Origin of the sequence: Sphingomonas sp. BGYR3 (assembly GCF_025153455.1) — a bacterium.
Lineage (GTDB): Bacteria > Pseudomonadota > Alphaproteobacteria > Sphingomonadales > Sphingomonadaceae > Sphingomonas.
Window position 1 is genome coordinate 883,239 of record NZ_JANZNT010000001.1, and the last position, 25,760, is coordinate 908,998.

Here is a 25,760-nt window from a genome sequence, read left to right on the forward strand (position 1 = left end):
ATTCAGAGGTAGAGTGTGGCTCCTTCATGATGGGTGTTTGATGGGATGGCAACGTGTCTGGGGGCATGCCCCCAGACACGTTGGCCGGCGATCTCGGCGGGGGTCTTCCCGCCCAGTTTAGAGTGTGGCCTGACCGTATTGTAATCGTGCCGCCAGGCATCGAGCCCGAACCGGGCATGCGCCAGTGATGTGAACAGCGTCTCGTTGAGGCATTCGTCGCGCAAGCGACCGTTGAAGCTCTCGACAAAGCCGTTCTGCATCGGCTTGCCCGGCGCGATGTAGTGCCACTCGACCCGCCGTTCCTGCGACCAGCGCAGGATGGCCGAGGAGGTCAGTTCGGTACCATTGTCGCTGACCACCGTATGCGGCTTGCCGCGCAGCCCGATCAGCCGCGTCAGTTCGCGCGCGACCCGCACGCCCGACAGTGACGTATCGGCGACCAGTGCCAGGCACTCCCGCGTGTAGTCATCGACCACGCATAGGATGCGGAACCGCCGACCGCAGATCAGGCTGTCAGAGACGAAGTCCAGCGACCAGCGCTGGTTGGGTCCATCCGGCAGCACCATCGGCGACCTGGTGCCCAGCGCCCGCTTGCGGCCGCCGCGGCGCCGGACCCGCAGGTTCTCCTTGCGACATATCCGCAGCAGCTTCTTATGGTTGGGCGTCATGCCCTCGCGCGCCAGCAGATAACCGAGGCGCCGATAGCCGAACCGGCAACGCTCCGCCGCCAGCTCACGCAGACGCGCCCGCAAGGGCGCATCATCAACCCTTGTCGGCTCGTAACGGATCACCCTGCGGCTCACGCCGACCAACTCGCACGCCCGACGCTCGCTCATCCCGTGATCTTCACGGGCATGGGCGACGGCTTCCCGCTTGGCGCCGGGCGTTACCATTTTTTTATGCCAGATCGTTGGCTACGCCGCCCTTCGGGTCAGCACCACATTGTCGAGCATCGGTTCGGCCAGAAGCTTTTTCAGCTTCGCATTCTCGTCCTCGAGCGCGCGTAACCGCCGCGCTTCCGACACCTCCAAGCCGCCAAACTTGGCTTTGTACTTGTAGAACGTCGCTGAGCTGATCCCGTGGCGGCGGCACACGTCCGCCGTCGCCATCCCGGCTTCCTGCTCCTTCAAAATTGCGATGATCTGCTCTTCGGTAAACCTGCTGCGCTTCATCTTCGTCCGACTCCTTCGAGCCGGACACTACTTAAAATCGGTCACATTTCAGGGGAGCACGTCAACGTCAGAACCGGTAGTTCAGCAATGCGTGACGGATATTCTGAATAAGCAATATCCGTCATGGCTGTTTCGTTTCGACCCGGAACCAGTCAATGTCGATCGCACCACTGCCGCCCCTGCGATCGGAATAGGTGAACAATGCAGGGCGTGAACCGCGCCACCAGCTGAAGCGGGACAGGGCAATGGATTGCTGCATGCCGACATAGGTCTCGGCGCTGTCAAGCCGATAGCTGTATGCCACCGTCTGATCGGGGCGGACCTCCGCCCGTAAGATAATCGCCGTGTCCGTCAACACCGGACCGGGCGTTTCAACGCCTGCATCCGATAGAGTGATGCGCCGCTTGCCCCCTTCCTGCCGTATGCCGATCCAGCTGGGCCGAACGCCGAACAGGGAAAGCCCCGCACGCTGCCCATCGACCATGCCACCGACATCAATCCGCGTGGTGATGATCATACGCGGACCTTGCAGCATCTGTGTCAGCGTATTGCGTGCAGTCGTCAGATGCTGCGCCGAGCCAGCAAAAAGGCGCAGATAACCGGGACGGGCGCTGAGACTCCAGCGTTCCGCATCGGGATTATGGTTCCACTGCCATTGCAGACCCAATGGTCCGTTGAATTCATCCGATGCCTGCATCGTCATTGCCTGCGGGCGCCCGCCGACGTCGGGACGCGCGTGACGATCCACCGGCAGCCCGGCCGTCCCCCCGGGTGCGGCTCGCCCCACGACGGGCCAGTCATCCGCCCCCCATGTGACGGGTTGCAGATGAACGATCCGACCAAAGGCCCCGGTCGAATTGAAATGCGCGAACCATCCCTGCCCGGTTGGCGTTTCCACCCAGCCGCCCTGGTGGGGGCCGGCCAGATCCAGCGGGCCACCGGGCTTAAGCACCTCCCGATGTTCATATGGCCCACGGATGTTCCGCGATCGGAGCACGGCTTGCGGACCTGTGCCCACGCCGCCGATGGGCGCCCAGATATAGTACCAGCCTTTTCGCTTGTAGAGCTTGGGGCCCTCCAGGATCGGCAGGGCTTCGCGGTCCTCGGCAATAACGATCCCGTCATCCAGGACAGCGGTGCCGTCTGCAGTCATCCGGCGCAGCACGAGCGGCCCTGCCCCGACCTTGCCATGCACCAGCCACGCGGAACCGTCCTCGTCCCAGAACGGACACGGGTCTTCGAGCCCCGCAGCAACGATCACATGGACAGGCGCGGACCACGGGCCTGCGGGATCGGCTGCCGTCGCCATGAAGACGCCTTCGTCAGGCGTGGCCCAATAAACGAAGAACTTGCCATCGTGATGCCGGATCGAAGGCGCCCATACGCCGCTGGCATATTTGGTGCCGCCAATGGGCTTGGACCGGGTGTCGTCGATCAGATGCGGTCCCGGCATGTCATACAGGGGACCGAACGGCAGGCGCGGCAGAACATGGCCGATAATGCGCCATGTCACCAGATCCTGGGAATGCAGCACGGGAATGCCCGGCGACAGATGGAAACTCGACGACACCATGTAATAGTCCCGCCCGACCCGGATCACGTCCGGATCGGAATAATCGGCATGGATGATCGGGTTGGTGTAATCGGTCGACTGACCGGCAACCGGATAACCGCTGACGGCAAGCATGATCAGCGCCGCGGCTTGGATCATCCGGTTCATGCGCCGCCGCCCAGGCTGTTGCCATATCCGATGATGATCGTGGCAAAGACCAGCAGCCCGACGCCCGCCCAGACGGTAGCGCGGACCTTAGGTGCCGCCCCCCGCCATTCCTTCAGCGCAAAACCCCATAGCGTGCCGAAAATGATGATCGATGCCATGTGCAGCGTCCAGGACGAATAGCCATATTCGCCCATCTGGCTTTCACCCATGGTGTAGAAGAAGAACTGAAAATACCAGGCCATACCCGCGATCGCGCAAAGCAGGAAATTCAGCAGCAATGGCGGGCGATCGGGACCGGATGCCGGTGCATTGGCTGGGAGTGGTGCGGGCAGTCCGGCCCATTGCCCGGCGGACCGGTTACGGACGATCAGGATCGCACACCAGACCCCGTTGGTAATGAGGCCGCCCAGCATGACAAGGCAAAGGACCGGCAGTCCGGTCCAGAGCGGCCCTGTACCGTGCGCCGCACTGATCGCCTTGATTGGCTCGCCAGCGGCCAGACCAAAGGCGAAACAGGCCGACATGATGCCGGAAAACACCGCGACCATCAGCCCTTTTCGAAAATCGAACTCAGCGATCGATGCAACCCGCTCTGCTTCGGACTGCGCCCTGTCCTTTGCCGAGCCAGCGCGCGCAACCACGGCAATACCGACCGCCGTTACCGCCAGACCAAGCAGGGTAAACTGGCCAGCCGGCGTGCCCAGCAGGCGTGGGACGAACTCTCCGTTGAAGATGGGCGGGATCAAGGTGCCGAATACGGTGCACAAGCCCAGCACCACGGCCATGCCGAGCGACAGGCCCAGGTACCGCATGGTCAGGCCGTAGGTCAGTCCGCCAAACCCCCACAAGATGCCGAAAAAAACCGGCCAGAGCAGCACGGGCAACGGTGCCTCGCTCAGCACGGCAAGCAGATCTTCGGTCTGAAGCGAAGCGAACAGCCAGGGCGCAATCGCCCAGGAAAAGATCCCGCCGGTCAGCCAGTAAATCTCCCACGACCAGCGTTTGACCCCGCGATAGGGGACATAGAAGCTGGCAGAGGCCAATCCACCAAGCCAGTGGAACAGGACACCCATCACCGGATTGCCCATCTATTCAACCTCCATCCACTTGGTGCGCATGCCACCAACGACACCTGCCGAAATGGCCAGACGCCGCCATTCGAAATCGAAGAGGATTGCACCGCTGGCCAGGCGGCAAACCGCTTTGTCCAGGGCACCCGTCCTACGGATCAAGACCTCAAAGACCCGGCGATGCCGGGCGAGCGGACAAGTCATCTCTGCTCTTGCTGCATGCTGCCACCGCCCTCCCCGTCGGACTGATCACCTGCATCCGGATGTTCACGGTCAGGACCGCTTCCGGTATTGACTTTTCACATGATGAGACAGAATGTTATTTTATGGAAAGACCGGCGTCAAATGTTGTTTCCTTGATCCTGCAGGTCCGCTGGTGATTTCAGGCTCGCGAACGTGCGCTTGCCATGGGGCAATCCGGCTGTGATCGCTGCGGACGGCCATGCCATGGGTGGGTAGCTTTTTGACGAGCAGCGCGGGTTGCAATCCAGCCTACCAGCCGCTTTGGACGTGAACCGATCAGACCGCATTCATTGGTGAGATCATGACGCAGATGCCCGCCCTGTTCCATGTCGATCCGCGCGACGATGTCGGAACTGCGTTGCACGATCTGGCGCCGGGCGACGTGATCGATACCCTTCTGGTAAGGCAGCCGGTGGCTCGGGGGCACAAGGTGGCGGTGCGCCCTGTATCGGCCGGATCCCCGGTGCTGAAATACGGATTTCCGATCGGCACGGCGATCAGCGACATTGCGGCCGGCGATCATGTCCACACCCACAATCTGTCGACGGCGCTGACAGGGTCCGGTGATTACGCCTATGACCGGAAGGCCGAAACCGCCCAGGCCAGAGGGGATGAACGGACCTTTATGGGCTATGCCCGGGGTGATGGCTGGACCGGGGGTCTCGCCGGAACGCGGAACGAAATCTGGGTCATACCAACCGTCGGCTGTGTCGCGCGTACTGCGAGCAAGATCGCCGAGCGTGGCGATGCGAGGCATCGCGGAAAAGGCGTGGACGGTGTTCATGCCCTGACCCACCCCTTTGGCTGCTCCCAGCTTGGCGACGATCTTGACGGTACGGCCGCCATTCTTGCCGCGCTTGCCCAGCATCCGAACGCGGGCGGCGTGCTGCTGATCGGGCTTGGCTGTGAGAATAATCAGCTCGATGCGCTGATGGGCCGCATCGACCCGTCCGCCCATCCGCGCATCCGGACGCTGCGCGCACAAAGCGCGGGCGATGAACTTGCCGAGGGAGACGCGCTGATCGACGACCTCGCCGCGATCGCTGCAAAAGCACACAGATCCCCTCAGCCGCTTTCTGCGCTGTCCATTGGCGTCAAATGCGGCGGATCCGATGGGTTGTCCGGCCTGACCGCCAATCCGCTCGTCGGGCGAATGAGCGACCGGGTCACCATTGCGGGAGGCCGTGTCATCCTGACTGAAATCCCGGAGATTTTCGGCGCCGAGCATCTTTTGATGCAACGCGCGGACAATGAAGCGGTTTTCGATGGAATCGTCGATGTCGTGAACGGGTTCAAAGCCTATTTCACCGCGCATGGCGAGCCGGTTTCCGAAAATCCGTCGCCCGGCAATGTGGCAGGCGGCATTACCACCTTGGAGGAAAAGTCGCTGGGCGCAGTGCAAAAGGCCGGCCGTGCCATCGTTACCGACGTGATCCCTTATGGTGCACGGGTGACGCGGCCCGGACTGACCTTGCTGGAGGCCCCGGGCAACGATGCGGTTTCGTCCACCGCGCTGACAGCGTCGGGCGCGACGATCATCCTGTTCACCACCGGCCGCGGCACGCCGCTTGGTTTTCCGGCACCGACCGTCAAGGTGGCATCCAACACTGCTCTGGCGGAACGCAAACCCGGCTGGATCGACTTTGATGCCGGGCGTGTGCTTGACTGCGGGATGGAGACGGTAGCCAACGATTTCCTGGACAAGATCGTTGCCATCGCAAGCGGCGAACAGACAGCGGCAGAACGCAACGATGAACGCGAAATAGCGATCTGGAAGCGGGGCGTCACCCTGTGATCCGGTTGATCGCGCTGGTGCTGGCCATTTTGGTTCAGCCGGTTATCGTCCAGACAACAACTGCCCGGACGACAATCCAGCCCGCCCGGATTGATCGCAAGGCGCTGGTCAGCCGCCATGCCGTCGAACTGACCCGCATCGATCCTCATGCGCCGATGATGGTCGGCAATGACAATCTGGGCTTCACCGCAGACATTACCGGCACACAGACGTTTGCCGACGCGTATTCGCCCTTGGTCCCGATGCTGACCATGGCCCAATGGAGCTGGCATAGCTTTCCAAATCCTGCTGGATATGCAGAGCGCGACGGCTGGGTCGATGTCCCCATGCCCGGGGGACGGACCGCACCGTTTCCGTGGATCCGCGACTGGAAGGAACTGGAAACCCGCCCCGCGCTCAAATGGCTTCGAGAAAATCCACACCGGTTCGGAATGGGCCGTTTGTCGCTGGTCATGAAGCGCAGCGATGGCACTGATGCAACGCTGAATGATCTGACCGAGACACGGCAGAAGCTCGACCTTTGGACCGGCGTGCTGCACTCCAGCTTCCGCCTTGAGGGTGTTCTTGTCAGGGTGGAAACACGGGTCCGCGCCGATGCGGACACGGTTCTTCTCAAAGTCAGCTCGCCGTTGGTGGCGACCGGACGTGTCAGGATCTCGGTCCGGTATCCCGGCGTTCACCCCCGCATCAACCCGGACCCCCAGGACTGGGACAACAATGATGCCCATCGCACGATGGCGGTCGAACGCAGCGCCGGCCACATCATCGCGGAACGGCGACTGGATGGCACCTCGATCTGGGCCGGCATTTCTGCGGAGGGCGGCCGCATCGATGATGGCGGCGCGCACCGCTTTATCGTCAGCGGCAGCGGCGATACCGTCAAGGTGCAGATGGGTTTTGCCCCGGAACGAGCGGCCATCGACATTGCGAAGTTTGACCAGGCGGCGGATATGGCCGACCGAGGTTGGCGCTCCTTCTGGCAATCAGGCGGGGCCATCGACTTTTCGGGCAGTACCGATCCCCGGGCCAGTGAACTGGAACGGCGGATCGTGCTCTCCCAGTATCTGGCGCGCATTAATGCCAGCGGCGCCTATCCTCCGCAGGAGGAAGGCTTGTTCTCGAACAGCTGGAACGGCAAATTTCACCTGGAGGTAACGCCGCTTCACACTGCGCATTGGGCGACATGGGGTCGACCGGATCGGCTTGAGCGAACGCTTGGCTGGTATCTCGATACCCTTGACGAGGCGAAGGCGAGCGCTCGGCTGCGCGGGGTGGAGGGGGCGTGGTGGACCAAGATGTCGGGGCCGAATGGCTGGAACAGCCCATCGACGATCAACCCGTTCATCCTGTGGCAGCAACCGCATCCGATCTGGATGGCCGAGCTTGCTTATCGGGCACGTCCGGACCGCGCGATCCTCCTGCGATATGCCGACCTTGTCGAGGAAACAGCTAAACTGCTGGCGAGCCTGCCCCATCGCGATGCTGGCGGCAATCTGATGCTTGGTCCGCCTGTCGTGCCGGCTCAGGAAAACCATCCGCCACTGACGACGACCAATCCGGGCTTCGAGCTGGAACAGTTCCGGTTCGGTCTGATCCTTGCCCAGCAATGGCGGGAACGGCTTGGACAGCCTCGCCGCGCCGATTGGGACAAGGTGATTGCCGACCTGCCGTCGCCGCCGATGGGCGACGGACTGTACGTCCCAGTCGCACCGGGTGCCGAAGACTTCTGGGATATCACCCGGTCGGCAGAATGCAGCCGCGATGCCCATCCGCCAAAATGCCTTAACCGCGATCATGCAAGCTTCCTGATGTCGTTGGGACCCATTCCCGGCCGCGTCGACCCGCTTGTCATGGGGCGGACATTGGATGCAGTGGAACGCCATTGGGACCTTCGCCAGCTCTGGGGCTGGGACTTTCCGATCATCGCAATGACCGCCGCCCGGCTGGGTCGGCCGGAAGCAGCGATTGACTGGCTGTTCCTCGATCAGAAGAACAACCAGTGGCAAGTCAACGGCATGACACCGCGCGTTCATCTGGAGGGAGAGACACAGCTGATCGGACCGGCTGCAGCGCAGGCAAAGGCTGGCCCGGACGGCCCGGGCTATCGCCGTGCGGCCGAGACCTATTTTCCGTCCAACGGCACGTTGTTGCTGGCAGTGGGCATGATGGCGGCCGGCTGGGAAGGCAGCGAAGGCCAGGCACCCGGCTTTCCAAGCGAGGGTTGGCGGGTGCGTACTGAGGGGCTTACCCCCCTACCCTGAATTGCATGCCGGTTGCGCACGCCCGCCGGCCGGTATTGCCACGTGACGCGGCGGTCATGGATGACGGCCCGATGCCGCCTTCACGGTCACCGACCCCGGGGCGGGCTTGGGCTGCAATGGCATGGCGATCCACCGGCATTCCGATGGACGACAGTGAATGTACCCTGCAGAAGGATCAGAAGCTGCGGTTCAGTGGTCCCGGCAACCTGCCGTCAGCCATGAATCGGTTGGCAAGACTGGACAGGTTTGTCACCTTGCGGGTCACAAGGCCTGCCGACCCGGCGGGCACGCGCAACCGGAACAGATCGGCCCCCGCCACATCGTCCAGCCAGATGGCTGCACGGGGGTCCGGCTTAGCGACCGCGACCTCGACATTGCTGATTTCGACGTTGCGCGCGTGACGGACATAGAAACCCGTCGCCGGCAAGTCACCGAACATCGGCGCTTCGGGATAACCGAGTTCATTTTCAGCCGGGTTCAGATCGGTCCATGCAGCCGGGGCGCCGCCGACATGATGCAGGTAGCAATCGCTGATCTTCAGATCCTCGATCGGATGCCCGGCAAGTCCGGCAATGACCGAAGGCAGCGGGTTGGCGTTCGAACTAGTCACATTCTGGATCAGGATGCGCTTCATCGTGCCGATGGAGCGCCCTTCCGGCCCACGCATGCGACGCCCTAACCGCATGAAGATCGGCGCATTGATGGTGCCGCGCATGGTGATATTGTTGACCGTGATATCCTCCACCATGCCGCCATCGACCGTCTGGAACGCCAGTCCCCGGCTGTCATCGAACAGGCAGTTCGTGATAGTGATGTTGCGGAACCCGCCATTGGTTTCCGTTCCGAATTTGATCCGGCCATGGATCAGCGGGGCGAAATCGGCGGGCATTCGTTCCCATGTGCCGCCAAGCACGGTGCCGATCTTGTAATTGCCGGCCACGAGACAGTTTGAAATCGTGACGTTTTCGGTAATTCGCGGCTCTCCAAGCGCGTAGCTGCTCTTGGGGCAGATCGCATCGTCATAGGGCGAATTGACTGTACAGTTGGTGACCCGGACATTGCGGCAACAATCAATGTCGAACCCGTCACGGTTGGTGTCGCACAGCACATTGTCGATCGTGAGATTGTCGACGCCGGTCGCCAGCAAGGCAAACCAGCCACCCTCCAGCATCTTGAAGTCGCGCAACAGGACGCCGCGGCAATTTTTAAGGGCAATCGCCTTGTTGCCGGTCCCCGGCCCGTTCGGATCCTTCAGCCAGTCATCCTTGCCATCCCCCCGACCCAGCCCCTTGCCCCAGATAAGCCCCTGACCCTCAATCGAGATATCGTTCAGATTCTCGCCCCAGATCAGGCTGTTCTTCCAGTGGCTGTGACCGAAATCCTGGTATTTGTCCCACGGATTGGGTTCCGCCAGGTCATAGCCGGTCGCGCCTACCGGATCCGCTGCCAGGATCGTCGCACCCTGATCCAGCCAGAGCGTAATCCGGCTGCGCAGACGGATCGTGTAGCAGGCATAGATGCCTGCGGGAAAATAGACGGTACCGCCGCCACGCGCCGCCGCATAATCGATCGCCCGTTGAACTGCGGGAGTATCGATCGTTTTGCCATCCCCCATGGCCCCAAAATCGCGGATATTGGCGACCGGTCCCGTTGGCCCCGGCCGCGCCATTGCACGAGCGGGGTGGAAACCGACCATCCCGGCACCCAGCAGCCCGAGGCTGCCCAGAATTACGGTACGCCGATCGATCAGCATCGCGTTCATCCTTATTTTGGCTCGTGCCCAACCCTGCAAAAAAACGGGGGCCGCGACCATAGCCGCGACCCCCGGAGGGGGGTTGGATCAGAAGCGGAAGCTGGCGCCCATAAAGAACTCCGTTCCAAGAACGTCATAGGTCGCAGACCAGGTGTTGGCGTTCGGCCCCTGGGTGGTGATCGGCGGATTGTTGTTGAACACATTATTTGCACCGCCAAACACCTGCACGCCATCCGTGATGTCGTATGTGAAAGACAGGTCGATATAATTTTCCGCACCAAGCCGCGGATAGGGAATGGTGTTCAGTGCCGGCGGCGTAGCCCCTTCGCGGCGCAGCGGAACGATGTAGCGGTCCGTTGTGACCGGCCCCAGATACCGATGACGCAGTGACAGGCCAAGGTCCTCAATCGTCCACGTCACCCTCGTCTGCCCCCGCCATACGGGAAGCGGCTGACCACAAGTCGGCCCAAACGAGCCGGCGCAGAAATTCTGGATTTCCGGAAATGCAGCAACCGGCGTCGAGGTGAAGTCATTCAGCCACGTCCAGTTGGTGGCGATGTCCACCCGGCTTGTCTCGCCAATGCCGGGCAGGCCAAAGCCCAGATCGAACCGGTACCGCACCGCAAAATCAATGCCCGAGGTGCGCAGAAGACCGGTATTGGCGTTCAGCACCTGGACCACGAACGGATCGTTGATTTCGCCCGTCGCGGGGTTGCGGTTAACCGCTTGGCAAAATTCGGAATTCACATCCTGAATGACATTATAGCACAGGTTCAGCGTGTTCTGCAGACCGCCGCCCAGCGCAGCAACCGCGCCTTCGAGGGCAATGTCGAAATAATCGACGCTGACCAGCAGGCCGGGGGCAAATTGCGGGGTCAGCACCACGCCGACCGTATAGGTATCCGACTTTTCGGCTCCCAGATTCGGATTGCCCCCGAAATCGGCGCCAAAGATGTTGTTTGGCTGTACGCCTGCGCCAAAGACCTGGCCGGCGGGAACACCGGTTGCGATGCAAAGCTGGCGCACGGCATCGGTTTGCTGGGCCGTCGGTGCCCGGCTGGAACAAGGATCGGTCGCAACCTGAACGGAACGCGTCAGACCGCCGAACAATTCGCCGACATTGGGCGCGCGGATTGCTCGCTGATATTGCGCGCGGAACGTGATGTTGCGGTCCACACGCCAATCAAGGCCGCCCAGATACGTCCAGACGCCGCCGATGCCTTCAAGGCTGTAATCCGAATAGCGGAAGGCAGCATTCGCAGTCAGGTTATCGATGAATGGTGTGTTGTGGATCAGCGGCACGCGCACTTCACCGAACACCTCGTTCACCGAAACTGAGCCGGATGTGGGCAAGCCGGGGTTAAATCCGGCGACATCGCCGGAGGCAAGGAAGCTGTCCGGCTGGAACCGCGCATTGGTCGATCGCCATTCATAACCGGTGGAAAAGCCGAGCGGCCCGGCTGGCAGCTCGAATGCCGTGCCAGTGACGCTCGCCTGCGCCACCTGAAGTTCGGCAACCGTCGAGTTGGTCGCACTGATCCGGATCGCACTGGCACAGGCGTCCGTGATGTTCTGACCGAAGATATTGCAGACCGGTGCCGCCGTACCGTTGGACAACACCGCCGCCTGTAACCGGCTGCGCGAGATGGCGTTTTGAAGCAGCAGCGTGTTCTCGCTGCGCGCATAGGTATAATATGCGTCGAATTTCAGGTTCGTGAAAGCCGTGTCTGACAGGCTTCCGATATCGCCGCGCAGGCCCCAGGTTCCACGGAAGGTGTTGCGCCGCTCGCTGGCAAGGCGCGGGCCGACCTGGGAATAGCGCTTGCCGGCGGTGACAAGAGCCAGGCCATCACCCGGCGTATTGGTGCGCGATGAAGTGCCGCTGACCACGGTTGTCGTGCCGGTTTCGGCAAGGTCGAGCTGACGGAACACTTCCTGGAGCTGGGGTGTCAGATAGGGATTGTTGACGTTGAACAGCGTCGGTGCACCGACATTGGTCGGGGCCAGCCGGGCATTCACCTGATTGTTGGAAAAGTGCAGCTCCATGTAACCGGTGATGCTGTCCGTGAAATCATAATGTCCAAAGGTGTTGATCATCCAGCGCTCCTGCGGCTGGATCAGGTAATTGTCCGGACCAAGGTTGAAATCGTCCTGAGGCGTGATCTGGGGCCGTGCGGCACGCCCGGCATCATCGAATGTGAACCCGCGCGATCCAAGCGCGCCGAGACCTGCTGCAGTATAGGCAGCGTTCAGCGCAGCGTTCGCGCCGCCAAAGGCCGGGATGCCGGAGAAGCGGCCATTGGGGATATCGCCTGATCCGCCAGCGACAAAGCCAAGTTCGCCGCCCGCGTTCAAACAGGCTTGGCCGCCGCCGGCAGGGAACGGCTCGCCGGCCGTATTGGGACCGCCGGTACCGGGCCGAACACACCCGTCGTTTAGGGAGAGAAAAGCAAAGCTGCCACGCTCGCCGCGAGTGATCGCTCCGCGATTGAGGTAGTTTGCTGCGACGACGAGGTTGCCACGGCCATCTGCGAAATTGGTCCCCATCGTCAGATCGACATTGTAGACTGGCGTTCCTGTCGGACGGTCGAGATTGAGCTGCGCGCGGGCCTCAACGCCCTCGAAATCCTCGCGCATGATGAAATTGACGACGCCGGTAATGGCATCCGACCCGTAAACGGCCGACGATCCACCGGTCACAATTTCCACCCGTTCAACCAGGGAGGACGGGATCGTATTCAGATCGGTCACCTGTTCAGGACCAAAGATCGCAAAGCGACGTCCATTGACCAGCACGAGATTGCGGGTGGAGCCAAACCCGCGCAGATTTACGTCGGCAAAGCCGCCCGGCACGGTGTTTGATGTGGCGCTGCCGAACTGGGACCCAACCGCCTGAGGAAGCTGGGCCAGTGTCTTTTCGATGTTCACATTGCCGGTCAGCTTAATGTCTTCCTGGCCTACGATGCTGACCGGGGTTGACGCTTCAAACCCCGTCCGTGCGATGCGCGAGCCGGTGACGACGATGTCGGGTGACTGGTCCGCCCCATCTTCTTCGACGACGGGCGCAGCTGGCGGAACATCCTGCGCCTGAGCGGCGCCCCCGCATGCCAGCATGATCGCAAGAACGGCAGTGCCACCAGCCAACTGGCTACGACGAAGAGCTGCAAAACAGAACATCGAACGGTCCTCCCCTTTCATGTCGGGATGAGGGCATCCCGGGCCGTATGTGGGCTCTGACCATTTTTGGCCATTATTCCCAACATGTGGAAGTTACCGTTAACTTGCGAGATGTTTATTGTCAAGACTGCTCGCTTGGGCTGCATGGAAATCCCGACCATGTTTCTGCTCGCCGCGCTATTATCGAAGACATTGGGTGGGACCGGTCCTACGCCAACCGATGGACGGGAACTGCCAGGACGGACAACGGCGTTTCCCCGTCCATGCGAAGTTGACCAGCAGCAAATGCACACTTCCACCCCAGTGAAGGCGGGGCAATGTGCTGACCGTAGATTCAGAAAAAGGCACAAGAGATCAATCGGTTGAGCCCTTGCCGCCGGCAGTTGTCCCAACCATCGGCGATTGACCGCGATTGGCTTTTCGGCGAAGTTTCCTCAAATGACTGAAGACGCGCGCAAATCCGCCAAGTCACCGCGGCTGATCGATATTGCGAACCGGCTGAACCTGACCAAGGTCAGCGTGTCGAAGGGTCTGCGCGATCATCCTGACATGGCGCCTGCAACCAGCGCACTGATCAAAAAAACGGCAATGGAGATGGGTTATTTGCCCAACAGGCTGGCGCGATCATTGCGATCGAGCCGGTCAAATCTCGTCGGCCTCGTCGTCCCGAAAATCCGGCACGCCTTTTTCGCTGAACTGGTCGCGGGCGTCGAAGAAGCTGCCGCAGAACAGCGGATTGAGTTGCTCCTCGGCGTGTCGAATGAGGATCCGGTTGTCGAGCGGCGCCATATCGAGACGTTTCTGTCGATGCGTGCCGACGCGTTACTGGTGTCCGCGACGGAACATAATCCACCCGAGCAGCAGCAATTTTACCAGGATGCACGCACGCGCGGAACGCCGCTGATCTTTTTCGACCGCTTGCCCACTACCCTTGAACCGGGATGGCCGACCGTGACGATGGACGATGCGGGAGGCGCTCGCGCTGCGATCGACGCGGCAGTTGCACGCGGCTATCGGCGGATTTCGCTGATCGGCGGTCCTCGCGCCACCAATATCGGCACTGAGCGATTGCGCGGATATTGTGAAGGGATGGCGCAACACCAGCTGGAGATTGCGGACGGATGGATCGTCGAACGAAGGTTTGACGAGCGTTCCGGCTATGATGGGTTCCTTGCCTTGTGGTCCGGCACCCAAAAGCCGGACGCGATACTTTGCGCTTCCTATCCTATTGCGCTTGGTGTCATCGATGCGATGCGGCTGCATGCTCCCGAAGCTTTGGGGCGTGTCCTCATCTTGTTTTTTGGCCTGCACGAGCAATTGCGATTGATGCCGCAACCATGCGTTTGTCTGGTTCAGCCTGCACTCGCATTGGGCCGTGAAGCAATGCGGCTCGCCATTGCCGTACGGGATGAAATGCCAAATGCCCGGTCAAAGCCGCTTGCGATCGAGATCGCAACGGACTGCAACGCACGGCCTTCCTATCAGATTTGAAAGGCCGCCGACGAAGCCCTCGAGGCCGCCCTGACGTGACCCCCGTTTTTCATCCAGCAGCAACCAGCGACCGACCGTTGTTGTCGCGCAGGAGCGCGGGGGAAGCAACGGGCGGATTTAAACCCACCCGTTGCTTTTCGAGTTCGGCGGCGAAGGCCGCCGGTGTGGCGTAGCCGAGCGACGAATGCGGCACCTCGGTGTTGGAGTCTTCGACCCAGCGCGCGAGGATCGAGCGCGCCTGGCGGACCGTGAAAAACAGCGTCTCGTTGAGCAGTTCGTCGCGCATGCGACCGTTGAAGCTCTCGACGAACCCGTTCTGCGTCGGCTTGCCAGGCGCGATGTAATGCCACTCGACGCTGGCGTCGCCGGACCAGGCGAGCACCGCGTTCGAGGTGAGCTCGGTCCCGTTGTCGCTGACGATTATTTTCGGCGCGCAGCGTTCGACGGTCAGATCGGCCAGCTCGCGCAGGACCCGCCGGCCTGAAATCGATATGTCGAGTACCGCCCGCAAGCACTCGCGCGTCACATCGTCGACAATATTGAGGATGCGGAACCGCCGGCCCGTGGCCATCTGATCATGCACAAAGTCCAGGCTCCAGAGCTGGTTGGACAGCGCCAGCACCGGGGCCGGCACCCATGCGCCGACGGCGCGCTTGCGTCCGTTCCGGCGACGCACCGTCAGACCCTCCTCGCGTTAGAGCTGCTGGGTCTTCTTGCGGTTGATCGTGATGCCGTCCCGGCGCAGCAGGATGTGCAGCCGCCGATAGCCGAACCGCTGGCGCTGCTGCGCCGGCTCGCGCAAACGCAACCGCAGGTCGCCATCATCTCCCCGGCACGAACGATACCGCATACTTGTGCGATCCGCCCCGACGACAGGACACGCCCGCCGCTCGCTCATCCCCAGCGCCGTCTGGAGATGTGCGACCGCTTCCCGCTTCGCGGCATGCGTCACCATTTTTTGACAGCAGGTCCTTCAGACCTGCGTTGTTGAGCATCGTGTCCGCCAGCAGCCGCTTGAGCCGGGCGTTCTCCTCCTCGAGCGACCGCAGCCGCTTCGCATCGGATACCTCCAAGCCACCGAAGTTAGCTTTCCACGCGTAATTGGTCCCGCTCGACATCCCGTGCCGTCGGCACAGATCCGTCACAACCGCACCCGCCTCGGCCTCCTTCAGGATGCCGATGATCTGCTCTTCCGAAAACTGCTTCCGCTTCATCGGTCAGTCCCTTCTTCGGGGGCGGACTCTAGCTTCAACTGGAGGAAAAAGCGGGGGTCAAGTCACAAGCCATGCTTCCGAGGTGAACCGCTCGAGCGGGCAGGCGTGCTCAAGCTATATGGCTAACCCACGGCGCCACACCCGCTCGACGGCAGCAAGATCGATCAGGCCATGCCCGGCCGCCCGGTCGCCCTGCAACAGCACCAGATTGCGCCACTGAGATGCTGCACGATCTGGGCGCAAATGCGATATCCGTCGTGGCTGGCACGGCAGGTCCGCTCCATACCCGACACTTCCGTCATTCGACCGCGTTCAGCTGCGCGGCACAAAGCCGTTTTGCGTGAGGGTCATCAGCGACAGGTCAATGCCGCTAGCCTTTGCCCCGTCGTGGGCGGCCGCGGCAAGCTGGTCGAGCATCTTGGGATCATTCTTCCATTGCTCAAAGGCCGAACCCAGCATGGTGGCTTGCAGCAAAAGCGCCTCGGCATATTCTTGCCGCTCGGCATCGCTGGTTGCGGCGAACCCTGGCGTTGCTGCGAAGGCGGCATAGACCTGCTGCTTGACTGCCGCGACAGTCTTGGCATCGGGCTCGACATTGCGCTTTTCCGAGGCGCCCCAGACATTGACCCACCACACCGCATAAGCATCGGCGACATTGTGCGGATCGAAGCCGTAGGCGCGCACGCCTGCGGCGATATCACCCATCAGTGTCGGCTGCGCAGCGAGCATTTGCTCAAATTCGGCGCGGGCGGCTCTGCTCGGTGCGCGAGCCAGAAAGCTGCGCATATTCTGCGCGGTCCGGGCCGGGTTGTAGCGATAACGGAAATTGACGGCCGCAGCTTGTGCAACGTTGTGCCTGCCCTTGGCTGTCAGCCCATTGGTGGAGCCTGAAGCTGCTTCCTCGTCGGACTTGTATACCGATACTGCCTTATCTTGCAGCACAGTGCTCATGACGTCCGTTCCGGTTGTTGTCGCCAGAACCTGCGGATTGATCCAAGGCATCGACTGCGCAACTGAAGCCGAACCGCCAAAGACGACAAACAATGCCGAACAAAGGGCGGCCCAGAATTGCGTGATCGCTCTATTCATCGACAGGAATCTGCTGGCCATCGTGATCACCTTTCTGATGCGAGCTCGTTTCACGCCCTTGCTGTTTCATCGTTACCGTCACTTGACGCACGGCACCTGACCAACATCTCATTGTTGCGCTAATCAATGCAACAGCCGAGCCCTTCAAGCCGCCCTTCAAGGGGCTCGGCTAGACTGATCAGGCAAACCAATTACCCCGTCTCTGGCCACGACACTGGCTGGGTTGAGGCGCGTTACCTCGCCGAACAACATTCCTGCCGTTTTTGACACCCCAGAGGACGGCCAGATGGCCTGAGGGAACCAGCGAAGCGATCGCCGCCGATCAAGACGGTCATGCCAAATGTAGGCGGCGGGTTAGCGCCCCGTAGTTGCGGGATACGCATCGGCGTTGGCGATATCATCAGCGAACCTGACCTATCACAGCAACGGCCGTGCTTGCTTACGTCGGATTGGCGCACCCGCTTTCCAGACCCTATCGCCAACGGCGCCAGCCGGACATCATTTTGTGCGCAGTCACTTGCGCTGGATGCTGCAGCCACCTTCGCGTTCAAACACGATGATCAGCACTCAAAAATAGAGGCGCTTTTCGCCGCGAATCGCAGGGAAAAAACGAACCTATATGGCTATTCCGGCACGGGTTCGATGCCGTGTTTCGGCATGATTTTAAGGGTGGACCACGCATGGGCCACGACTTTCCGAGCAGATTATAATCCCATTTATCTCAATTACTTACTAAGGTGTTGGGAGTCCTGTAGGCGCACCACCTTCTTTATGGCGCAGAACAAAGACCTAGGGGGCGATGCCTTGCAGAAGCGCGTCCAGCTGGACCTATCAAATGGGTCCACCGTGGGATGCTTTCGGCGGGCTAATGGACGCGATCGATAAAGAGCGTGACGTGCTTCCCTGATTGTTACCAGTGAGAGGTGGGTCTCGCTCCTGGATGATGATTGTTTGATGGGATGCCAACGTGGCTGGTGGCGTGCCGCCAGACATGTGGCCGGCGATCTCGGTGGGGGTCTTCCCGCCCAGTTTCGAGTGCGGCCTGACCGTGTTGTAGTCGTGGCGCCAAGCTGCCAGCACGAACAGGGCATGGGCGACGGCGTCCTGCTTGGCGCCGGGCGTTACCATTTTTTTGATGCCGGATCCTTCAGCACGGCATTGTCCAGACTCATAGAACGTCGCCCAGCTGATCCCGTGACGGCGGCAGAGTTCCGCCGTCGCCATCCTGGCTTCCTGTTTCTTTTAGATCGCAATGATCTGCTCTTCGTTGAACTTTCTTCGCGCTATATCGTCCGACTCCTGGGGGCAGACTCTACCAAAAAGCGGTCACGTTTCAGGGAAGCACGTCCACCCTCAAAATCTTTGATACCGTGCCCAATTTTCAGCAGGATTCGACGGTTGGATCGATCAATTTCTATGGCTGGGCTGGTGATAGCTGGATGGTCCTGTTTTCGCATCCAAAGGATTTCACGCCGGTCTGCACGACCGAACTGGGTTCCGTCGCACGGCTGAAATCGGAATTCGCTGAACGCGGGGTCAAGGTGGTCGGCCTGTCGGTCGATCCGGTCGACAGCCTGCAACTGACGGATCGGCACAAGGTGGCCACCCCAGCGGACTGGCGACAGGGGAATGACGTGATCATCCTGCCGCCCGTCGACAATGATGCGGCCAAGGGGCTGTTCCCGGAGGGATGGCTGACCGAAAAGCCCTATCTGCGCCAGGTGCCCCAGCCGGAGGAGGCATGACCTCCGAGCCGTCCGGCTGCGGTTGTCACAGCCCCTCCCCGCCCACCCAATGCGCATTGGCCAGGCGGCGGGCGATGGTCCATGCCTGAACCCGGATATCGGGCACGGCGACGATTTCCCAATGCGCGCCGCGCGTCATCGGGCCGATGGCGAGCAGCCAGTTATTGGGGTGGCCCTGAGCGTCCAGCGTCCGCGCCCCCTGATCGACATCGACGCCCAGGTGCAGCGGATCGGGCCGGATCCATCCGGCCTGCAACAACTGGCGCAGCAGCGGTTCGGTGCAGCGGGAAAGGTCGCCCGCCGGGCCGGTGCAGTTGACCACCCGCCTGAACCCCGCCTCTTGCACCTGCGCATCGCCGCGCGGTCGCCAGCGCACGACCAGCCGCCCCGCCTCCGCCCGCGCGCTGCGGCTATAGCCGGACCGGACGATCAATCGCCCTTCGGCCTGCATCGCGGCGATCCGTTCCGCCACCTGCGGGGCCAGGCGGTGGCGATGCACGTCCCACCATGGCCGCAGATGCCGGATAAAGCGGCGGCGCGCGGCAAGATCCGCCCCGGCCCAGATCGCCTGGGTAAAGGGCCGCAGCTCGTCCACGGCGTTGCGCCAGCCGATCGCCGCCGAACGGGTCCGTACCGCGCGGACCAGCGGGGATCCCAGCGGCACCGGCTTGTCGCGGATCCGCTCGAACGGCGTGGCGGACGCATGCGCGTGCGGCAACAGCCCGCGCCGCGACAGGGCGACGATCCGCCCGCGATAGCCGCTCGCGTCGAGCAGCAACGCCATGTCGATCATGGTCAGCCCGGTGCCCAGCAACAGCACATCGTCGCTGTCCGACAGGCCGTCTGCCACCCCGTCGGCCCAGGGATTGGCGGCATACAGATCGGCGGGCAGGACGCGGGCATCGAACCCCGGCGGATCATGCGGCGGCAGGTTGCCGACCGCCAGGATCACCTTGCACACCCGTTCCACGCTGCCATCCGCCAGCCGCACCAGCGCGCCATCCCGTTCGCGCTCCACCGCCACAACCTCGCCCATGCGGCGCTCGATACGGTCGCTGGCACTGGCTGCGGTCCCGTGCAGCAGGTCGGCCAGGTATCGTCCGTACAGGCGACGGGGCGCGAACTGTGCGGCAGGATCGGCAATCCCCTGATCCGCCAGCCAGCGGATGAAATGATCCGGCTCGTCCGGCAGGGCGCTCATGTTCGATGCACGGACGTTCAGCACGTGGCCGGGCGCCGCCGCGCCATAGGCCAGCCCCTGCCCGATGCTGTCGGCCCGTTCGATCAACAGCGCCCGCGGCCCATCGTGCCGCACCAGGTTGATGGCGGCCAGAGTGCCGGAAAACCCGCCCCCGATAATCGCAACACGGTTTGTCATGCCCCTTCGAATGTCACCGGGCGAACCTGTGCGCAAGGATTGCCTGTCCGCAGCAACGGGGATCGAGGCCATCCGTGCAGCGCCGGAAAAGTTGAAGAATTACGGGAATAACGGCGCATCGGCCGGTAACCAAATCGCATCTGCGTCGTTCAAGTACCACGGGCCGGACAGGCTGGCCCCCGTCCGCGAACCATTGCCGGGAAACAGGATACCCGTGGCCGGTGCGCCATTCCGGGTACGGCCATTCTCGCGCCCTGGGCTCCTGCGAACGAACAGATACAGGGAGAGGGCACGTGGCCAGCAAATCGACATCCGGCAACCCGCAATCCGGCGGCGAAACCCATCAGAGCGCAGAGGCACTGGACACGCCCGTATTGACCACCAATCACGGCGTTCCGGTATCCGACAATCAGAATTCGCTGAAAAGTGGCTCGCGCGGCCCCACCCTGCTGGAAGATTTCGTACTGCGCGAAAAAATCTTCCACTTCGATCACGAACGGATTCCCGAACGGATCGTGCATGCCCGCGGATCGGGCGCGCACGGGATGTTCGAGGCGACGGCCGATATCTCCGACCTGTCCAGGGCCGCGGTGTTCACCAAGGGCGAACAGACCGAAGTGTTCGTCCGCTTTTCGACCGTCGCGGGCGGCGCCGGATCAGTCGACACGCCGCGCGACGTGCGCGGATTTGCGGTGAAATTCTACACGAGCGAGGGGAACTGGGATCTGGTGGGCAACAACATCCCGGTGTTCTTCATCCAGGACGCCCTCAAGTTCCCCGACCTGGCCCATGCCGTAAAGATGGAGGCGGATCGCGGTTATCCGCAGGCGGGCAGTGCGCATGACACCTTTTGGGACTGGGCATCGCTGATGCCGGAAACGACGCATATGCTGTTATGGGCGATGTCCGATCGGACGCTGCCGCGATCGTTCCGGATGATGGAAGGGTTCGGCGTCCATACCTTCAAACTGGTCAATGCCGCGGGCAAGGCGAGTTTCGTCAAATTTCACTGGAAGCCGCGGCTGGGCCTGCAATCGACCGTGTGGGACGAGGCGCTGAAGCTTCAGGCCGCAGACAATGATTATCAGCGCCGCGACCTGTTCGAAGCGATCGATGCCGGCGATTTCCCGCAATGGGATCTGGGCATCCAGGTGTTCGATCAGGCATTTGCCGATGCACAGCCCTATGACGTGCTGGATTCGACCAAGCTGATCCCGGAGGAGGATGTACCCGTCCGGATCATCGGCACGCTGACGCTCAATCGAAACGTCGACAATTTCTTTGCCGAGACGGAACAGGTCGCGTTCCTGCCGTCGAACATCCCGCCCGGCATCGATTTTTCGAACGACCCGCTGCTGCAGGGGCGGCTGTTCTCCTATCTCGACACGCAGAATTCGCGGCTGGGCACGACCAATTTTCATCAGATCCCGGTCAACGCGCCGCGCTGTCCGTTCGGCAATTTCCAGCGGGACGGCAAGATGCAGACCGCCGTGCCCAAGGGGCGGGCGAATTACGAACCGAACAGTCTTGCCGCCCATGGCGAGGATGGCGGTCCGCGCGAGAGCATGGAACGCGGTTTCGTAACGGTCGACGCGGCGACCGGCCCGGATGAAAGCGGCGAAAAGCAGCGCGTGCGGTCGGACAGCTTTGCCGATCACTACAGCCAGGCACGGCTGTTCTATCGGTCGCAGACCGAAAACGAACAGGCGCACATCGCATCGTCGTTCGTGTTCGAACTGTCCAAGGTCGGGCTGCTAGACGAAGTGCCCGGCCGCATGGTCGCCAATCTGCGCAATGTCGACGAGACGCTGGCGCAGCGGGTCGCCGACGGACTTGGCATCGCACTGCCGGAAAAGGCAGAGCCGGCGAGACCGCCGTTCGACATGCCGCCGTCGGACGCGCTTTCCATTCAGAAGAACATGAAGGCCACGCTGGAAGGGCGCGCGGTCGGCATCCTGATCGCGGACGGAACCGATGCCGACGCACTCGGCGCGCTGGTCGACGCGATCAAGAAGGCGAAGGGCAAGCCCGTGCTGGTCGCACCGAAGATTCAGGGGGCCAGGCTGTCCGACGGATCGCAGGCAAAGGCGGACGGTCAGCTGGCCGGAACGCCCAACCAGTTGTTCGACGCGGTCGCGGTCATCCTGTCCGAAGAAGGCTGTGCGGCGCTGATGACCGAAAGCGCGGCGACCGAATATGTGATGAACGCCTATGGCCATCTGAAAGCGATCGGCGCCAGTGATGCGGCCAAGCCGCTGCTGGACAAGGCGGGCGTTGCCCCGGAGGATGGCATCACCGGCCTGGGTTCGGATTTCGTCAAGGCGGCGGCCAAGCGGTTCTATGCCCGCGAGCCATCGGTGCGCACTTTGGCTTGATCAAAGGAAGCCGGCGCCGCTTACGGTGTTGAACGAGGCCCGTGCATCCGCTGCGATGCACGGGCCGTCGTTCATAGGATGGGCGGCGCGGCACGGGAACGAAAGGCAGGCTGGCCGGACCAACAGCGCGGTCCGGCCAGCCCGCCCTTACAGCTTGAAGCGCAGGCCCAGGCGATAGCTGCGGCCAAGCAGGTCATAGACCGGCGAGCTGCCGAACCCGACCCCCGGCACGGGCGGCGGATCGCGGTCGAACAGATTTTCGACCACGGCAAACAGCGTGGTCGTCTGCCCAGCGACCTTCACATCGACGCTTTGCGACAATTCCCAGTACCAGACCGCCGGGATGCGATTGTCCGCCGCTGACAGCCCGTTGCGCTGGGTTGGCCCCAGATTGCTGACAACGCCGGGGCCAAGGTAGCGCGCGGTCACCGTGGTCCGGCTGGGGCCGACGGCATAGGTTGCAGAGCCAAGGCCGCGCCATTTCAGGCTGCCCGGCGTGCCCAGATCGGGCGGTGTTGTGTCCCCCGGCAGCCGGGTCTGGTCCTTCAGCCGCTGAGAGGCGAGCAGACGCAGACTGAAGGTGCCCGGCAGGCTGTCCGAAATCGCGCTGAGGCTGGTGCGGTAGCCCAGTTCGTAATCGATCCCCTCCACCTCGACATTCTGGGCATTGATCCCGCCGGTCAGCAGCGTCGCACCGGTAAGGCCGGTGCTGCCCGACACCGGGATGATGGACTGGCACGCCGACGGGCTGGCCGGCCGGTTGAAGCCATAGCACAGATCCAGCAGCAACTGCCCGCCAACGCCAAAGATCGCGTCCTTGATCCCGATCTTGTACCAGTCAACCGTCAGGCTGAGGCCCGGTGCCCAGCCGGGTTGATAGACGCCGCCGGCCGTCCAGGTATCGGCGATTTCCGGGGTCAGCAGCGGGTTGCCGCCCTGCAGCGTGATGAACTGCACCTGCGGGCTGTTGGGCAGGCTGCGGTCGAGGAACTGATTGACGAACTGGCTTTGCGGGGCGAACAGATCGTTCAGGTTGGGCGCGCGAATGTCACGCGAACGGGTGGCCCGCAACCGCAGGTCGCCAAGGCTGTACGTGCCCCCGACCTTCCACGTCGTGACGGTGCCGCTGGTCGAATAATCGGTGCGCCGGACCGCGCCGTTCAGCTCGAAATCGCCGATCGCCGAATCCTTGAGCAGCGGGACCAGCGCCTCGCCGAAAAATTCCGACACATTGTACCCGGCGCCGCCCGGCTGGAAATTGCCGACATTCCATCGACGCGCGATCGATGTGGGATCGGATACCGCGACAAAGCTTTCCTCGCGATATTCGAACCCGGCCGCAAACGATACCGGACCGGCCCAGGTGGAAAACGGGCTGTACTGCGCATCGATTGCATAGACGTCGAGCGCGATATCGAGATCCTGCCGCGTGCGCAGCCCGTCGCTTTCCCCGGTGACCCATGCGATCGAAGCGGCCCCCAACGACCCTTCGCCGAACACGTTCATCGGAATGCAGCCATTGGACGGGTTGGCCAGCGTCGAACGGCAGACAGGCGCGCCGACCGCGATCCCCGCAATCCCGCCCACCGCCGGATTGCCCGTCACATCGACCGCCTGGTTGAACCGGTCGATGATGACATTGTTGTCGCGGGTATAGGTCACCTGGCTGCGGCCGCGCTGATAATAGGCACGCCATTTGCCGCTGTCGGCAAAACTGCCCTCCAGGGCCAGCAGGATGCGGCTCTGACGACGGCTGTATCCGGCCAGGCCGATTTCCTCATCCGGCCGGTTGACCATGTCGTAGAACAGCCGGTTCATGCGGAAACTGGTGATCCCGGCGGTATCCATCGCCTGCCGCACGGTCACCGGAATGAACGGATTGTCGCGCTGGATCAGCAGCGCGCCCGTCGCGCCTGTCCCCTGGCGGTTATAGATCGCCGACCAATTGACCGTGTCATTGCCGGCATAGGTGGCCTCAACGATCGCGGAAACCGTGTCGGTAATCTCGTAGCTCAACCGGCCATAGACGCTCCAATATTCAAGGTCGGGCAGCAGCGCGCCCCGGATATTCTGGCCCTGAACAGTGCCGCCGCCCTGGATCGAACCCTGAGTCAGCGCCGGCGGGCCAAAGACGAACTGGCCGATGCCGCCGCCCGGCTGGAAGTTGATGCCGGCCAGCGGCCCGCCGACGATCACGCCGCCGGGGGTGCTGGTAAAACCGATATCGGTGCGCACGATCCGGCCCGGTTCGCCATTGGTGGCCGTCCAGTTCGGATTTTGCAGGATGCCCAGGCCCGGCTGGAACCAGTCCCGCGGGGAATCGGACATCTGGATGCTGTCGCTTTTGGCATAATTGCCGCTCAGCAACAGGCTGCCCCGCCCTTGATTGAACGACGTTCCATAGGCCAGATCGCCGCTGATCACGCGGCCATCGTTGCGATCGGTCTGGCCATAGTTGATCTGGCCTTTCAGGCCGGTGAACTGGGTGTCGAGGATGAAATTGACGACACCCGCCACCGCATCGGAACCATAGGCGGCCGATGCGCCGCCCGTCACCACATCTACCCGCTTGACCAGATTCTGGGGCAGCAGATTGATATCGACCGCCGGCTGCAGGCCGGAACCGACGACGCGGCGACCATCGAGCAGCACAAGGGTGCGGTTGATGCCAAGGCCGCGGGCGTTGATCTGATTGGCACCGCCATTGGCGTTGACGAACAGGGTGGTGGCACGCGGCGACTGACCCTGTCCGATCGCCGGCAACTGATTGACGTAATCGGCGATGTTGATGGGATTGCGCTGCGCAATTTCCTCCGACGTCACGACCGTGGTCGGCACGGGGGCATCATTGCCGTTGCGCACGATGCGCGAACCCGTGACGACGATTTCCTCAGCGGCCGCCTTTTCCTGTTCGGCCTCGCTGACCGCCTGTTCCTGCGCGGCCGCATCGACGGCGGCCTGTTCGTCGGACAGGGCCACAGGATCAGCGGGTTTGGGGTCCTGATGCTCGGCAGCGGCGGGCGCTGCGGCCAATGCAGCGGCAAGTGCCGCCAGCGAACAGACTGCGAATGTCTTCGACCGATTTTGATTGACCATGCAATGCCCCCTTGTCCGGCAAAATGCCGGCGCCGTTTTTCCCTCCTGGGGGTGAGGAGGCGGCCCCATCACACCAATGTCAATTGATAGAAACGCATCTGTCATGTTCGTTTCGCGCAACCATCCGCCGATCGAACCGCAAAAGTTGTAATTTCGAGGCTGGCTGGCCCGGCTACCCGCG

General features: G+C 62.3%; 13 protein-coding genes and 3 pseudogenes. 5 read left to right on the forward strand and 11 right to left on the reverse strand.

Annotated features, from left to right (window positions below):
* Positions 1-2: 2 nt before the first annotated feature.
* The 3 genes and pseudogenes from NYR55_RS04080 to rhaT form a co-directional block, all read right to left on the reverse strand.
* A pseudogene (locus NYR55_RS04080) lies at positions 3-1,172 on the reverse strand (IS3 family transposase).
* Between the two features lie 121 nt (positions 1,173-1,293).
* A complete protein-coding gene (locus NYR55_RS04085) occupies positions 1,294-2,892 on the reverse strand; it encodes a glycoside hydrolase 43 family protein (protein ID WP_260019950.1) in 1,599 nt (532 codons plus the stop codon).
* Positions 2,889-3,980 (reverse strand): L-rhamnose/proton symporter RhaT, encoded by a 1,092-nt coding sequence (gene rhaT / locus NYR55_RS04090; protein ID WP_260019951.1) that lies wholly within the window; start codon positions 3,978-3,980, stop codon positions 2,889-2,891. Before rhaT ends, NYR55_RS04085 begins: the two co-directional genes overlap by 4 nt.
* A 526-nt stretch (positions 3,981-4,506) precedes the next feature.
* Here rhaT and NYR55_RS04095 point away from each other — a divergent pair.
* Together NYR55_RS04095 and NYR55_RS04100 are read left to right on the forward strand one after the other, a co-directional pair.
* Positions 4,507-6,000 (forward strand): altronate dehydratase family protein, encoded by a 1,494-nt coding sequence (locus tag NYR55_RS04095; RefSeq protein ID WP_260019952.1) that lies wholly within the window; start codon positions 4,507-4,509, stop codon positions 5,998-6,000.
* On the forward strand, positions 5,997-8,261 hold the full coding sequence (locus NYR55_RS04100; RefSeq protein ID WP_260019953.1) for a hypothetical protein: 2,265 nt from the start codon (positions 5,997-5,999) through the stop codon (positions 8,259-8,261). Before NYR55_RS04095 ends, NYR55_RS04100 begins: the two co-directional genes overlap by 4 nt.
* 175 nt (positions 8,262-8,436) lie before the next feature.
* Here the strand turns inward: NYR55_RS04100 and NYR55_RS04105 are convergent, their stop codons facing one another.
* The gene (locus NYR55_RS04105; protein WP_260019954.1) at positions 8,437-10,014 is read right to left on the reverse strand and encodes a glycoside hydrolase family 28 protein; all 1,578 of its coding nucleotides are present in this window, start codon (positions 10,012-10,014) and stop codon (positions 8,437-8,439) included.
* An 87-nt stretch (positions 10,015-10,101) separates the two neighbouring features.
* On the reverse strand, positions 10,102-13,128 hold the full coding sequence (locus tag NYR55_RS04110; protein ID WP_260019955.1) for a TonB-dependent receptor: 3,027 nt from the start codon (positions 13,126-13,128) through the stop codon (positions 10,102-10,104).
* 465 nt (positions 13,129-13,593) lie between these two features.
* Between NYR55_RS04110 and NYR55_RS04115 the strand changes: the two genes are divergently transcribed.
* A complete protein-coding gene (locus tag NYR55_RS04115) occupies positions 13,594-14,682 on the forward strand; it encodes a LacI family DNA-binding transcriptional regulator (protein WP_260019956.1) in 1,089 nt (362 codons plus the stop codon).
* 49 nt (positions 14,683-14,731) lie between these two features.
* Here the strand turns inward: NYR55_RS04115 and NYR55_RS04120 are convergent.
* The 4 genes and pseudogenes from NYR55_RS04120 to NYR55_RS04135 all read right to left on the reverse strand — a co-directional run.
* Positions 14,732-15,896 (reverse strand): annotated as a pseudogene (locus NYR55_RS04120) (IS3 family transposase).
* 312 nt (positions 15,897-16,208) lie between these two features.
* Positions 16,209-17,006, reverse strand: a complete 798-nt coding sequence (locus NYR55_RS04125; RefSeq protein ID WP_260019957.1) for a DUF6683 family protein — start codon at positions 17,004-17,006, stop codon at positions 16,209-16,211.
* An 810-nt stretch (positions 17,007-17,816) separates the two neighbouring features.
* Complete coding sequence (locus NYR55_RS04130; RefSeq protein WP_260021549.1) at positions 17,817-18,113, reverse strand: transposase; 297 nt, start codon at positions 18,111-18,113, stop codon at positions 17,817-17,819.
* Positions 18,114-18,152: 39 nt separating this feature from the next.
* Positions 18,153-18,272 (reverse strand): annotated as a pseudogene (locus NYR55_RS04135) (transposase); the annotation flags it as partial.
* 83 nt (positions 18,273-18,355) lie between these two features.
* On the opposite strand from NYR55_RS04135, the gene NYR55_RS04140 reads away from it, so the two are divergent.
* A complete protein-coding gene (locus NYR55_RS04140; protein ID WP_260019958.1) occupies positions 18,356-18,730 on the forward strand; it encodes a redoxin domain-containing protein in 375 nt (124 codons plus the stop codon).
* A gap of 25 nt (positions 18,731-18,755) precedes the next feature.
* Here NYR55_RS04140 and NYR55_RS04145 read toward each other — a convergent pair whose 3' ends face one another.
* Positions 18,756-20,108, reverse strand: a complete 1,353-nt coding sequence (locus NYR55_RS04145; RefSeq protein WP_260019959.1) for an FAD/NAD(P)-binding protein — start codon at positions 20,106-20,108, stop codon at positions 18,756-18,758.
* 293 nt (positions 20,109-20,401) lie between these two features.
* Here NYR55_RS04145 and NYR55_RS04150 point away from each other — a divergent pair, with 293 nt between their 5' ends.
* A complete protein-coding gene (locus NYR55_RS04150; RefSeq protein ID WP_260019960.1) occupies positions 20,402-22,483 on the forward strand; it encodes a catalase in 2,082 nt (693 codons plus the stop codon).
* Positions 22,484-22,630: 147 nt separating this feature from the next.
* On the opposite strand, the gene NYR55_RS04155 is transcribed toward NYR55_RS04150, so the two are convergent.
* Positions 22,631-25,579 carry a TonB-dependent receptor plug domain-containing protein gene (locus tag NYR55_RS04155; protein WP_260019961.1) on the reverse strand — a complete coding sequence of 983 codons (2,949 nt, stop codon included), beginning with the start codon at positions 25,577-25,579 and terminating at the stop codon, positions 22,631-22,633.
* Positions 25,580-25,760: the final 181 nt, after the last annotated feature.